A 12,779-nucleotide genomic window follows, 5' to 3' on the forward strand; every position below is an offset into this window, starting at 1 on the left:
CCCGCTGCGAGTGACCCCAAGGAGTGGCCTTGACCTCACCGAAACCTGCGGACCGGGCCGCCGCGACCCGTCAGCCCGCGCGCCGGTGCTGCTTGGCACGTGATCTTTTCTCCACGTACATCCGCTGGTCAGCGGATTGCAGCACTTCTTCCGCGGTCATGCCGCAGTGGGCCCAGCCGATGCCGAAACTGGCCCCCACGCGCACCGCCCGGCCGTCCACCCGGATCGGCGGAATGATGGCGTTCCGCAGCCGGACCGCGAGGTCCTGTGCATCCGCGCGGCCGAGCCCGTCGGCGAGCACCACGAACTCGTCGCCGCCGAGCCGGGCGACCGTGTCCCCGTCCCGGACGCCGCTGGTCAGACGCCGGGCGACCTCGATGAGGACGGCGTCGCCCGCGTTGTGCCCGAACCGGTCGTTGATCGACTTGAAGCCGTCGAGGTCGCAGAAGAGGACGGCGAGGCCCTTCGTGCCGTCGTCGACGTCCTGCCCGTCCCCCTCGGGCGCGACCACGTGCACATGGTGGTCGAAGCCGTCGAACCCTTCGTACAGGCCGGACTGGTGCGGGACGGCGGCGGCGAAGTCGAAGCCGTGCCCGTTCGTGTCCGAGCCGTGCGCGGCGTGGGCGGCATGGGGGCCGTGGTCCCCGTAGGCCGCGTCGAGCGAGTCGATGGCGCTGGGCCTGCTGTCCTGCGGGCGCCGGCAGAGCCGGGCGGAGAGCCGGGAGCGCAGTTCGGCCGAGTTCGGCAGGCCGGTGAGGGAGTCGTGCGAGGCCCGGTGGGCGAGCTGCAGCTCGCGGCGCTTGCGGTCCTCGATGTCCTCGACGTGGGTGAGCAGGAAACGCGGCCCGTCGGCGGCGTCGGCCACCACGGAGTTGCGCAGCGAGACCCAGACGTACGTGCCGTCGCGCCGCCCGAGCCGCAGCTCCGCGCGGCCGCCCTCCGCGGAGGTGCGCAGCAGGGTGCCTATGTCCTCCGGGTGCACGAGGTCGGAGAACGAGTAGCGGCGCATCGCGGAGGCGGGGCGGCCGAGCAGGCGGCACAGCGCGTCGTTCGTGCGCAGGATCCGGCCGTGCTGGTCGCCGCCCATCTCGGCGATGGCCATGCCGGAGGGCGCGTACTCGAAGGCCTGCCGGAAGCTCTCCTCGCTGGCGCGCAGGGCCTGCTGCTCCCGCTCGAGCCGGACGAGGGCGCGCTGCATGTTGGCCCGCAGCCGGGCGTTGCTGATGGCGATGGCGGCCTGGAAGGCGTACATCTGCAGGGCCTCACGGCCCCAGGCGCCGGGCCTGCGGCCGTTGCGCGGGCGGTCGACCGATATGACGCCGAGCAGCTCACCGCCGGAGGCGCCGGTCGCGTACATGGGGGCGAAGAGGCGGTCGGAGGGGTGCCACTCGTCCTCGAAGCGGGGCGGCGGGCCGTCGGTGAACCACTGCGGCACGTCGTCCTCGTCGAGGACCCAGCCCTCGGTGTACGGGATGAAGCGCAGCTCGCCCCAGTCCTCGCCCATGGCCAGACGGCGGTCCCAGGAGGTGCGGGAGCCGACGCGGCCGGTGATGAGGGCCTCGGCGGCGGAGTTCCCGGCGAAGGCGGCGACGACCAGGTCCCCGTCGGGGCGTACGAGGTTCACGCACGCCAGCTCGTAACCGAGCCCGTTGACGACACCGTCGGCGACCGTCTGCAAAGTGTCGGCCAGGCTTCGGGCGGTGTTCATGTCCGCCATCACCTGGTGCAGCTGACGCAGGGTCGCAAGACGGACGTAGGGCTCCGACTCGGTCTCCATGCTCAGTTCTCCCCGAGACCTCGACAGCACTCCAGAATTCTGATCGGCTCGCTTCGCACGTGCAGGAGCACGTTCATTTCGTAGTGTCGACCGCCACTGAATCACAGCGAGCTGTGCACTCGGTACACAGGGTCAACAAAATATGGCTCCTGTGACTCAAGTCACAGCAGGATATGAAGGGTTGGAGGACGATCCCGGGGGCATTCTGTGCGTTTGCCGAACGCGGGAACCGGGACGGGACGGAGCGAACCGGAGCATATCCGCGCAGCGTCCGCCGAGGGTCCTAGGACCGGTCTCGGCCGTCGGTCCGATGTGGTGCGGCCGAGCACGGGGCTAGCGTCGGAAGCGTGTTGAAAACTCCCCCTGCCACGCCAGCACTCCCCTCCCCGCACGTCCCGTCCGCGACCCCGTCCGCCGGGCATCCTGAGGGGGTGAGCAACGACGAGTTCCGCGCCGCCCTGTCCCGTCTCGCCGCGGGTGTCGTCCTGCTGACCTCGCACGAACCCGCGCTCGACCCCGACGGCCCCGCCGGGGAGGACGCGGGCATGACGGCGACGGCCTTCATGTCGGTCTCGCTGGACCCGCCGCTGGTCCTGGTCTCGCTGCGCAACGGCTCCCGCATGGACGACCTCCTCGACGAGCAGCCCCTGTGGGCGGTGTCGATGCTCTCGGAGTCGCAGAGCCACATCGCCGGGCGCTTCGCCATGAAGGGCCGGATCAGCGACCGGCTGCTGTTCGAGGACATCCCGTACGTACGGGGCGAGCACACGGGCGCTCCGCTGGTGGGCGGGGCGCTGGCGACGCTGGAGTGCCGGACGGAGCGGCGGGTCCCCGCGGGTGACCACACCTTGGTCATCGGCCGGGTCCTCGGCGCGGCCCTGCCGAGCGCGGACGGGGGCCCGCTGACGTATTTCCGGGGGCGGTACCGGGGACTGGGCTGAGCCCCGCCCGTCACCGGGCGCTTTCGTTGACGGGTGCGGGTGAGTGAGACCCCGCCTCCCTGAGATGGCGCACGCAGTGCGCATCTCAGGGAGGCGGGGAACTGCGCGAGAAGCCCCACCGGACGCGCACCCGGCGACGAGACCGGCAAGCGGCACCCCCGTGACCGCCTACCAGTCCCGCGCGGAGCGCCCCCGCTTGGTCTCGGAGCGCGCCTTCTTCTCCCGCAACCGGCGCTCGTTGATCCCGCGGGGCACACGGGTCGGCCGGCGCGGCTTCGGCGGCGGCGCCGAGGCCTCCGCCAGCAGCGCCGCGAGCCGCACCGCCGCCGTCTCCCGGTTGCGCCACTGCGAACGGTGCTCGGAGGCCCGCACGGAGACGACGCCGTCCACCAGGCGGGACGCGAGCCGCTCCAGGGCGCGCGCCTTCCACACCTCGGGCAGCGCCTTCGTGGCGGCCAGGTCGAAGCGGAGCTCCACCTGCGAGTCGCTGGTGTTCACGTGCTGTCCGCCCGGCCCGGACGACCGCGAGAAACGCCACAGGAGCTCGGCCTCCGGAAGGACGACCGAGCCGCGGATGGGATAGGGACCGGACATGTCTCCATGGTCGCGTGCGCGGGCCGCTCCGTCACCCGGTTTTCAGCCGGGTAAAGAAAGTAAAGACACCTGGAACCTCCGGTACCCGCTTCGCGTTCATAGGGGTACGAGTAGCTTCGGCTACGCACGTACGAACTTAACGAGGGAAGGGACTCCCGCAATGGCTGTAAGCCTGTCCAAGGGTGGCAACGTCTCGCTCACCAAGGAGGCTCCGGGCCTGACCGCCGTCACCGTGGGCCTCGGCTGGGACGTCCGCACCACCACCGGCACCGACTTCGACCTCGACGCCTCGGCGATCGCGGTGAACACGCAGGGCAAGGTCTACTCGGACGGCCACTTCGTGTTCTTCAACAACAAGCAGACGCCGGACCAGTCGATCGTGCACACCGGTGACAACCGCACCGGCGAGGGCGCCGGCGACGACGAGGCGATCAACGTGAACCTGGCGGCGCTGCCCGCCGACGTCGACAAGATCGTCTTCCCGGTCTCGATCTACGACGCGGAGAACCGCTCGCAGAACTTCGGCCAGGTGCGCAACGCGTACATCCGCATCGTGAACCAGGCCGGCGGCACCGAGATCGCCCGCTACGACCTCTCCGAGGACGCGGCCACCGAGACGGCGATGGTCTTCGGCGAGCTGTACCGCAACGGGGCGGAGTGGAAGTTCCGCGCCGTGGGCCAGGGTTACGCCTCGGGCCTGGTCGGCATCGCGCAGGACTTCGGCGTGAACGTCTGATCTCGCTGAGCGGCCGAGGGGCGTACCGGCGGACGACGCCGGTGCGCCCCTCGCACTCTTCTCCCACGGGGCCGCCGGTCACGTACGAGCCCCTGGAGAAACCTCACAGGGAAACCATGGGAACCGGGAGCAACTGCCCGCTCTTGCACCGGTTTGTGATCCGCTCCCGGCGCCGGCCGCCGCCGATCACTCCGCCGCGAAGCCGTTCACGACCGTACGATCCCGTCCGTGAATCTGCGCCGCACCCTCTCCCTCGCCGTGGCGACCGCCGCCGCCGTCCCCGCTTTCTGTCTGGCCACCGCCCCGGCCTTCGCCGCCCCGGGCGTGACGGCCGAGGAGTCCGCGCGGCCGACCTACGCCGAGCTGAAGAAGGCCGCCGACGACGCGGACACGGCGTACGAGAAGGCGGCGGCCGACAAGAAGGCCGGCCTGGAGAAGCTGCACGCGCTCTTCGACGCCCTCGACCACGACGACACGAACCCGCTGCGCGCCGCCTTCCTCACCGCGGACAAGGCCGCCACGGCCGCCACGAAGGACCGGGAGAGCGCGGACGCCGCCGTCACCGCGGCCGAGGAGAAGCTCGCGAACGCGGACGAGGCCGGCAAGCCCGCCGCTCAGCAGGAGCTGGAGGCGGCCCGCACCGCCGCCTCGAAGGCCGCCGACGCCGAGCGGGAGGCCAAGGCCGAGCGCAAGAGGACGGCCGACGCGATGGACGACGCGCGCGTCGCGGCGAGCCGTGACTACAACGCCCTGATCAACGCGGAGAAGAAGGCCGCCGAGGAGAAGAAGAACGCCCACGAGGCGCTCGACACCGCCAAGGAGTGCGTGCGCACGGACGATCTGACGGTGCTGGCCGAGGGCCTGCCGCGGAAGGTCGTCGCGGGCACCACGACGGACTTCTCGCTGACCGTCGCCAACGGCACCGACCGCACCCTGACCGTGCGGCCGTTGATGCTGTTCCGGCTGGACGCCACGAACGACCGCCAGCACTTCATGACCGTCAAGTGGTCGCGCGACGGCGCCCCCTGGCAGGAGCTGGAGCAGGACAACGACCACCCGACGACCATCGAGGCGATGAAGCCCGGCTCGTCCGCCGAGGTGCGGCTGCGCCTCACCCTGGCGGAGAAGACCCCGGCCATGAAGGCGTTCGCGCTCGTGGCGGGCGACGCCGCCGACGCGTACAACCCGTGCGTGCTCGGCCCGATGAAGCGGTACGACTTCTCCGTACTGACGGCCGGCAGCGACGCCGGCACCCCGGGCGACGCCGGCCCCGGTGACGTCCCCGACAAGGACCGTCCCGAGCCCGGTCACACCCCGCAGGGCGGCACCTCCGGCGAGCCGGCCGGGTCCACCGGCGGCACCGGCGGTCAGCAGCACGACGGGGATCTGGCCTCCACGGGATCCTCCGGTGCCGTGCCGACGCTGGCGCTCGCCGCCGGCGCCGTGGCACTCGGCGCGGGCGCCGTGGTCGTCGCGCGGCGGCGACGCACCGACGCCTGAGCCGCACCGGGCGTCCGGGGCTCCTACGCTCGCCCCATGATCCTCGAACCGCTCGACCCCGGCCCCGACCACGCGCTGCCCGGCGAGGTGCTCACCGAGGTGACCGAGCTGTACGCCGCCCACCGGGAGTTCTTCGCCCTCAGCGGTGACTTCCCCGACCCGGACGGCATCACCGCGGCGCAGGTCGCGGTCGCGCTCGCCGACGAGCTGGCGCAGCCCGGCGCCGAGGTGCTGCTCGCGCGGGCCGGCGGACGGCTCGCCGGGATCGCCGTGACGCTCGAACGGCACCCCGATCCGGCCGACCCGGACCCGTGGATCGGGCTGCTGATGATCGACCCGGCACGTCAGCGCCGGGGACTGGGGCGGGAGTTGGCGTCGGCGGTCGAGGAGCGGTTCCGGGCCGCCGGGCGGACCGCCGTGCGCCTCGCCGTGCTCGACGCCAACACGCAAGCCCTCGCTTTCTGGACCGCTCTGGGCTACACGGAGATCGACCGCCGGGCGGACATTCAACGCGGGCGTCCCTGCCGGGTGTTGAGGAAGCAGCTCGCACGCTAGGTCCTGTCAGGCGTGGTCCGGCTTCCCGTCGCCGTACAGCCAGACGTCCCAGACGTCCGCGAGCGCCTCGGCCTTGCCCGGGTTCTTCTTCTCGACGTACGCCGTGAAGTCGTCGGTGTCGGCGTTGCCGTACTTGTGGGCGGCGGGCCAGCTCTTCAGCAGGGCGAAGAACGCGGTGTCGCCGACCGTCTCCCGGATCTTGTGCAGGACCATCGCGCCGCGCTGGTAGACGGGCGTGTCCGAGACGTGCGCGGCGCTGGACGGTTTCGCGGGCGGGAAGGACCAGATGTCGGCGCCCGCCGGGCGTTCGTACAGCGCGTCGAAGGTCTGCTGGGCCGTGTCGCCGTCGTGGTCCTCGTCCCACAGCCACTCCGCGTACGTGGCGAAGCCCTCGTTGAGCCACATGTCGCGCCACGACTTCGGTGTGACCGAGTCGCCGTACCACTGGTGGGCCAGCTCGTGGACGAGGGTGCCGAGGTCGGGGGCGCCGGGGAAGACGGGCCGGTTCTGGGTCTCCAGGGCGTACCCGGCGTCGCCGTCCCGGTCGACGATCGCGCCGGTGGAGGAGAACGGGTACGTCCCGAACCGCTTCGTCTCCCAGGTGATCACCTCGGGGAGCCGGGCGAGGACCTTCTCGCTCGCCTCGGCCTCGTACGGGTCGACGGCGGTGTACACCGGCAGCCCGGAGCCGGTCGTGGAGCGGTGCGTCTCGAACCGGCCGACGGCGACGGTCGCCAGGTAGCTCGCCATGGGCTGCGGCACGTGCCAGGCGTAGGTGGTGCGCCGGCCGTCGGCGGACTTCCGCTCGCTCCTCAACTCGCCGTTGGAGACGGCCTGTACGCCCTTGGGGACGGTGACCGTGATGTCGTACGTGGCCTTGTCGGAGGGGTGGTTGTTGCCGGGGAACCAGGCCATGGAGCCGGTGGGTTCGCCGAGGCCGAGCGCGCCGTCGGCGGTGCGCAGCCAGCCCTCCTCGGAGCCGTCCGGGTCGGTGATCGTGACGGGCTCGCCGGAGTAGCGGACGGTGGTGCGGAAGGTGCCGCCCTTGGGCAGTTCGTCGTGCGGGCGCACCGTCAGTTCGTGCCCGGCGCGGCTGCCCACGGCCCGCTTCCCGTCGACGGTGACCCGGTCGACGGTCAGCCCCTTGAGGTCGAGGTTGAACGCGCTGAGGTCCTGGAGCGCCTTCGCCGTGATGTCGGCCCTGCCGGTGAGGCGGCGGGTGTCCGGGTCGTAGGCGAGGGCGAGGGCGTAGTGGGTGACGTCGTAGCCGCCGTTGCCCAGCTTCGGGAAGTACGGGTCGCGCAGGCCCGCGGCGCCCGGGGTGCCGTGGACGCCGCCGGAGCAGGCCGGGAGAGCGGCGAGGGCCAGCAGGAGAGGCAGGACCACGAGGCGGTGGGGGGTGCGCACCTCGTGATCCTATGACCCCTTCCGCCCCGCGGCCGGGACCGCGCCCGGCCCCAGGACCTGTTCCCGGGCCCTCACAGGACGGCGATGCCCAACGGCCTGTCCCCGGCGGCCAGTCGGCGGGTGTCGCCGCTGTCCAGGTCGACGACGGTGAGGCCGTTCCAGTAGCCGTCGCGGGTGAAGCCGCCGGTGACGTAGGCCGTGCGGCCGTCGGCGGAGACGGTGACGTCCTCGTGCGGGCCGTCGAGCGGGATCACCTTCTCCTTGCCGTCCTTCGCGCGGACGGTGAGGGACGGGCCCTCGTCCCTGGACGGGTCGATGGGGCCCGTGCCGACGACGAGGAGGGTGCCGTCGGGGGTGATCGTGGTGCCGTGCTGGTGCGTGTTCGCCGTCATCCGCTCGATCGTCGAGCGGCCGCTGTCCGGGTCGACGACGACGAGCTTCTCGCCCTCGAAGGGGAACAGGAGCTTTCCGTCGGAGGGGCGTACGGCCGCGTAGTGCGGCTTGAGCCAGGAGCCGAGGCCGCCCTCGGTGCCGTACGGGGCGACCTCGATGCGGCGGGTGGCGTCGAGGTCGGCGGGGTCGACGACGGTGACGTCGAACGAGTCGTGGTCGGTGGCGTACACCTGCCCGCCGTCCCGCGAGACGTCGACGTCGAAGGGACGGCGGCCGACGTCGGCGGTGCCGGTCACCTTGAGGCCGCGGGTGTCGACGACCTCCAGCGTGCCGTTGCCGTCGGGCACGTTGACGCCCACGTAGACGTGCTTGCCGTCGGGCGCGAGGGCGATGCCCATGCCGCCGCCGCGGTACTCGCCGTGCGTCGGTTCGCCGAGGTTCGCCGTCTCGTACGGGACGAGGGCGGTGCGCGTACGGCGGTCGGTGTCGACGACGGCGACGCCCTCGGCGGTGGCGACCCAGGCCCGGCCGTCGTCGCCGACGGCGAGACCGTAGGGGGCGGTGCCGACCTTCACCGAGTCGATCGCGCCCTTGTCCGGGTCGATGAAGGTGACGGTGTCGGCGCCGAAGTCGGTGACGAGAAGGGTGCCGTCGGGCGTCCTTCCGCCGGGCTCGGTGCCGGCGGGCTGCCGCTCGGCCGGGGCCGACGGACGCGGACTCGGCTTTTCCTGCGGTGGGTTGTCGCCGGTCGCGGCGCATCCGGCGAGCAGGGCGACGGCCGTCGCGGCCAGGACCAGGCGCCTCATCGTACGGCCCGCAGCAGACCGGCGATCTCCGTGAAACCGCGCCGCTCGGCGTGCTCCAGGGCGGTGACGCCGTCGCCGTCCGGCAGGCCGGGGGTGGCGCCCGCCGTGATCAGCAGCTCCACGATCTCCTGGTGCGCGCGGCCCCCGTCGCCGAGGATCACGGCCTCCAGCAGGGCGGTCCAGCCGAGGCGGTTGACGTGGTCGACGTCGATGTCGGTCTCGCGCAGCAGGGCGCGTACGTAGTCGACGTGGCCGCGTTCGGAGGCGGGGATGAGGGCGATGCCGCCGAACCGGTTGGTCACCTTCAGGTCGGGGCGGGCGGGCAGCAGGGCCCGCATCATCGCGACGCTGCCGGTGACGCCGGTGACCAGCCAGGGGCTGTCGTCGCGGTCGTCCTGGGCGTTCGGGTCGGCCCCCGCCTCGACGAGTGCCTCCGCGGCGGCGACATGGCCGTGCAGGGCCGCGAGGAGGAGGGGGGTGCGGTAGCGGTCGTCGCGGGTCTCGGGGTCGGCGCCTGCGCTCAGCGCGCTGCGGACGGTGTCGGTGTCGCCCTGGGCCGCGGCTTCGAGGAGGGTGCGGTTGTGGGGGTTCATGGCGTGCGGATCCTCGTCTGCCGGGTGCGTTCTGTCTGCCGGGTGCGCGTTGCGTCGTGGCTGGTCGCGCAGGTCCCCGCGCCCCTACTGGGGCACGGGGACCTGCTTACCCGGTACTGGGGGAACCTGCCTACCCGGTACTAGCGCAGCGCGGCCACGCCGGCCTGGGCGAACTTCTCGTCCAGGTCGCCGGAGGGCGTGCCGGCCACGCCGATGCCGGCGATCGGGGCACCCTTGGCGGCCACGGGGGCGCCGCCGCCGAGGAACAGCGTGCCGGGGATGTCCTTCAGCGTCGGGGCCTTCTCCAGGCGCTTGGCCAGCTCGGACGTCGGGGCGTTCCAGGAGACGGCGGTGAACGCCTTCTTCTGGGCGGCCTCGTAGGCCTGCGGGCCCGCGCCGTCGCCGCGCAGCGTCAGGATCGTGTTGCCGTTGCGGTCGACGACGGCGACGGAGACCTTCTGGTTCTCCTTCTTCGCGGCGTCCAGCGCGGCCTCGGCGGCCTTGGTGGCGGACTCCAGCGTCAGGTGCGTGGTCGTCGTGGTGGTGCTGCTCTTGGCGTCCGCGGCGGGGGCGGCGGCCGGGGCGGAGGCGTTCGCGGAGACCGCGCCGAACGTACCGGCGGCGACGGCGGCGATCACGGCGCCGCTGGTGACGATGGTGGAGCGGCGGGAGAGCTTCTTCATGGGGAGACTCCTGAGTTCCTGGGTGAGGGCGGGTCGGCGTGGCCGGTGTTCCTTCCGCTCTCCAGCCTGGGTCCGGAACCGGGGCAGGGCCGTCGGCGTTCCGGCTGCTCGCGGGCTGCCGAGCGGCCGATGCCGGGGTCATCCGATCGGTTGACCCCGGGGGCGCGGGGGCCCGCGACAATGGGAGTGTTTGCCCAGTTCGGAGCCGCGAAGGGAGGTGCGGGACCATGCCGGAGAGCCAGCGGGCGCGGATCGGCCGGACCGACGAAATCTTCGACATCGACGAGAGCTACGACGCGGACACCCGCCGCCTCAGCACCGTCATGCACGCCGCGTTCTTCGTGCTCCTCGCCGTGGCCCTGGCCCGCTTCCTGCTGCGCCACCCCGGCGGCGCCCGCACCCCGTGGATCATCGCGCTGTCCGCCGTACTGGCCCTGGCGTACGTCGCGGGCCTGGTGCGGGGCATCGCGGAGCGGTCCCGGGCGCGGCAGCGGCTCTGGCTGGCCCTGGTGGTCGTCCTGTGGGTGGTGCTGGTCGTGCTGGCGCCGAGCTTCGGCTGGTGCGCGGTGCCCCTCTTCTACACGGGCCTGCGCATGCTGCCGACCCGCGCCGCCCTGGGCCTGGCGGCGTTCCTGACGGTTCTGGTCGTCGCCGCGCAGCTGCGGCTCGCGGGCCGCTGGGACCTGGACCTGGTGCTCGCGCCGCCCGCCGTCACCATGATCGCCACCGCCGTGTTCCTCACGATGGAGCGGCAGGCCGCACGCCAGCGCGCCCTCATCGACGACCTGATCCGCACCCGCCGGGAACTCGCCGCGTCCGAGCGCCGCGAGGGCACGCTCGCCGAACGCCAGCGGCTGTCCATGGAGATCCACGACACCCTCGCGCAGGGCCTGTCCAGCCAGCAGATGCTGCTGCAGGCCGCGGACCGGGTGTGGGAGTCCGACCCGGGCAAGGCCCGCGCGCACGTGCGCACCGCCGGGTCGGTCGCCGAGCACAACCTCACCGAGGCCCGCCGCTTCGTGCACGACCTGGCCCCCGCCGATCTGGCGCTGGGCCTGGCGGAGGCGCTGCGCGCGGTCGCCGCCCGCGAGTCCGGCGACCGCCTCACGGTCCGCGTCCATGTCGACCCCCTCGGCGAGGACGGCCGCGTCCCGCACCTGCCCGACCGGGTCCAGGGCGCCCTGCTGCGCATCGCCCAGGGCGCCCTCGCGAACGTACGGGAGCACTCCGGCGCCGCCACCGCGGCGGTGACGCTCACGCTGCTCGACGATCAGGTGGTGCTGGACGTCGCGGACGACGGCCACGGCTTCGACCCGGCGACGGCGGCTCCGCCGGGGGTGCGGGGGCACGGTCTTCCGGCGATCCGGGCCCGGGTGAGCCAGCTCGGCGGCACCCTGTCCATCGAATCGGCGCCCGGCGAAGGAACGGTGCTCTCGGCGGCGGTCCCGCTGGATGCGGCCCCCCAAGAGGCGCGGGGAACCGCGCGACCGGCCACGACGGACGCGCACGCGGCACACAGCACACACCCGGCAGACGAGGACCCGCGGACATGACCCCGAGCAACGCTTCCAGCCCCGTCAGAATCCTGCTCTGCGACGACCACGTGGTCGTACGCGCGGGACTCCTCGCCCTCCTGGACAGCGCCGAGGACATCGAGGTGGTCGGCGAGGCGGGCACCGGCGAAGAAGCCCTCGCGCTGGCCGCCAAGCTCTCCCCCGACGTCGTCCTGATGGACCTCCAGCTCGGCGCGGGCATCGACGGCGTGGAGACGACCCGCCGTCTCACGTCCGCTCCCGGAGAGACCCCGCACGTCCTGGTCCTCACCACGTACGACACCGACGCCGACATCACCCGTGCCATCGAGGCGGGCGCCACGGGCTATCTCCTCAAGGCCGAGCGCCCGGAGGAACTCTTCGCCGCGATCCACGCCGCCGCCCAGGGCCGCACGGCCCTCTCCGCGCCCGTCGCCAGCCGCGTCATGGCCAATATGCGCAAGCCGCGGCCCAGCCTCACCGGCCGCGAGCGGGACATCCTCGCGCAGCTCGCGCACGGCCTGGGCAACCGGGAGATCGCCAAGGCCCTGTTCATCAGCGAGGCCACGGTCAAGACCCACCTGGGCCGGATCTACGACAAGCTCGGCGTGGACACCCGGGCGGGCGCGGTCGCGGTGGCGAAGGAGCAGCGGCTGCTGCCGTGAGCCGGGACGCCGCCGGTCGCCCGCACCGCGCGTCGCCGGGCCCGCGGGGGCGTGACACCATCCCTTACGTGCTCGACATCGGCTACGCCCTCTCCCGCCGCTTCCCCGACCCGCCGCAGACGGACTACCGCCGCGCGGACGTCCGCGCGCTGCGCCACGACCTGTTCTGCGGCGACGTGTACCTGGCGGACACGAAGGCGGACCGGGAGCTGTCCACAGCCTGGGGATGGGTGCCGGTGCTCGACTTCGCCTGGGCGCTGTGCGACATCGTCGAGCAGGTGGACCGCGACCCGCGCGGCAGCCGCAGCGCCACCCCGCAGTACGCGGAACTGGACTTCACCGAGTCCACCGACCGGATGCTCTTCGAGCGCCGCTTCGGCTGGGTCGACATCGAGGCCGACTGGATGCCGGGCGACGAGCCGCCGCTGACCTTCTCCCACTCCGAACTGCGCCGCGAGGCACGGGACTTCCTGCACGATCTCGTCGCCGACCTCACCGACATGCACGAGGACCTGGCGGACAACCCGGCGATCTGGGACCTCCAGGCCCGCTTCCCCCGCGTCCCCGTCAAGCCCTAGACGCACCGGCCCGGAGCCG

At 72.7% G+C, this 12,779-nt stretch carries 13 protein-coding genes; 7 read left to right on the forward strand and 6 right to left on the reverse strand.

Annotated features, from left to right (window positions below; genetic code table 11):
• Window positions 1-70 precede the first annotated feature (70 nt).
• Window positions 71-1,777: a diguanylate cyclase CdgB gene (gene cdgB, locus ACVHNB_RS38570; protein ID WP_428953940.1), complete on the reverse strand. Its 1,707-nt coding sequence runs from the start codon at window positions 1,775-1,777 to the stop codon at window positions 71-73.
• 347 nt (window positions 1,778-2,124) lie between these two features.
• Here cdgB and ACVHNB_RS38575 point away from each other — a divergent pair, with 347 nt between their 5' ends.
• Window positions 2,125-2,718 carry a flavin reductase family protein gene (locus ACVHNB_RS38575; RefSeq protein WP_428953939.1) on the forward strand — a complete coding sequence of 198 codons (594 nt, stop codon included), beginning with the start codon at window positions 2,125-2,127 and terminating at the stop codon, window positions 2,716-2,718.
• A gap of 168 nt (window positions 2,719-2,886) precedes the next feature.
• Here the strand turns inward: ACVHNB_RS38575 and arfB are convergent, their stop codons facing one another.
• Window positions 2,887-3,312, reverse strand: coding sequence for an alternative ribosome rescue aminoacyl-tRNA hydrolase ArfB (gene arfB / locus ACVHNB_RS38580; protein WP_428953938.1), 426 nt, complete (start codon window positions 3,310-3,312; stop codon window positions 2,887-2,889).
• Between the two features lie 160 nt (window positions 3,313-3,472).
• Here arfB and ACVHNB_RS38585 point away from each other — a divergent pair, with 160 nt between their 5' ends.
• The 3 genes from ACVHNB_RS38585 to ACVHNB_RS38595 all read left to right on the forward strand — a co-directional run bounded on the left by ACVHNB_RS38585 (window position 3,473) and on the right by ACVHNB_RS38595 (window position 6,103).
• Entirely contained in the window at window positions 3,473-4,048 is a 576-nt protein-coding gene (locus ACVHNB_RS38585) for a TerD family protein (protein ID WP_428953937.1), read from the forward strand.
• A gap of 228 nt (window positions 4,049-4,276) precedes the next feature.
• Window positions 4,277-5,548 carry a hypothetical protein gene (locus ACVHNB_RS38590; RefSeq protein ID WP_456226959.1) on the forward strand — a complete coding sequence of 424 codons (1,272 nt, stop codon included), beginning with the start codon at window positions 4,277-4,279 and terminating at the stop codon, window positions 5,546-5,548.
• 36 nt (window positions 5,549-5,584) lie between these two features.
• Window positions 5,585-6,103 carry a GNAT family N-acetyltransferase gene (locus ACVHNB_RS38595; protein WP_428953935.1) on the forward strand — a complete coding sequence of 173 codons (519 nt, stop codon included), beginning with the start codon at window positions 5,585-5,587 and terminating at the stop codon, window positions 6,101-6,103.
• Window positions 6,104-6,109: 6 nt separating this feature from the next.
• Here the strand turns inward: ACVHNB_RS38595 and ACVHNB_RS38600 are convergent, their stop codons facing one another.
• From ACVHNB_RS38600 to ACVHNB_RS38615, 4 genes are all read right to left on the reverse strand, one after another.
• Window positions 6,110-7,510 carry a M1 family metallopeptidase gene (locus ACVHNB_RS38600; RefSeq protein WP_456226960.1) on the reverse strand — a complete coding sequence of 467 codons (1,401 nt, stop codon included), beginning with the start codon at window positions 7,508-7,510 and terminating at the stop codon, window positions 6,110-6,112.
• Between the two features lie 71 nt (window positions 7,511-7,581).
• On the reverse strand, window positions 7,582-8,709 hold the full coding sequence (locus ACVHNB_RS38605) for a hypothetical protein (protein ID WP_456226961.1): 1,128 nt from the start codon (window positions 8,707-8,709) through the stop codon (window positions 7,582-7,584).
• On the reverse strand, window positions 8,706-9,302 hold the full coding sequence (locus ACVHNB_RS38610; RefSeq protein ID WP_456226962.1) for an ankyrin repeat domain-containing protein: 597 nt from the start codon (window positions 9,300-9,302) through the stop codon (window positions 8,706-8,708). The genes ACVHNB_RS38605 and ACVHNB_RS38610 overlap by 4 nt, the downstream gene beginning before the upstream one ends.
• 140 nt (window positions 9,303-9,442) lie before the next feature.
• Window positions 9,443-9,985 carry a GlcG/HbpS family heme-binding protein gene (locus tag ACVHNB_RS38615; RefSeq protein WP_428953931.1) on the reverse strand — a complete coding sequence of 181 codons (543 nt, stop codon included), beginning with the start codon at window positions 9,983-9,985 and terminating at the stop codon, window positions 9,443-9,445.
• Window positions 9,986-10,212: 227 nt separating this feature from the next.
• Between ACVHNB_RS38615 and ACVHNB_RS38620 the strand changes: the two genes are divergently transcribed.
• The 3 genes from ACVHNB_RS38620 (at window position 10,213) to ACVHNB_RS38630 (ending at window position 12,760) form a co-directional block, all read left to right on the forward strand.
• Entirely contained in the window at window positions 10,213-11,538 is a 1,326-nt protein-coding gene (locus ACVHNB_RS38620; RefSeq protein WP_428953930.1) for a sensor histidine kinase, read from the forward strand.
• Window positions 11,535-12,182, forward strand: a complete 648-nt coding sequence (locus ACVHNB_RS38625) for a response regulator (RefSeq protein WP_428953929.1) — start codon at window positions 11,535-11,537, stop codon at window positions 12,180-12,182. Before ACVHNB_RS38620 ends, ACVHNB_RS38625 begins: the two co-directional genes overlap by 4 nt.
• 68 nt (window positions 12,183-12,250) lie before the next feature.
• Entirely contained in the window at window positions 12,251-12,760 is a 510-nt protein-coding gene (locus ACVHNB_RS38630; RefSeq protein WP_428957628.1) for a hypothetical protein, read from the forward strand.
• Window positions 12,761-12,779 lie beyond the last annotated feature (19 nt).

The organism is Streptomyces sp. YJ-C3 (assembly GCF_053891275.1).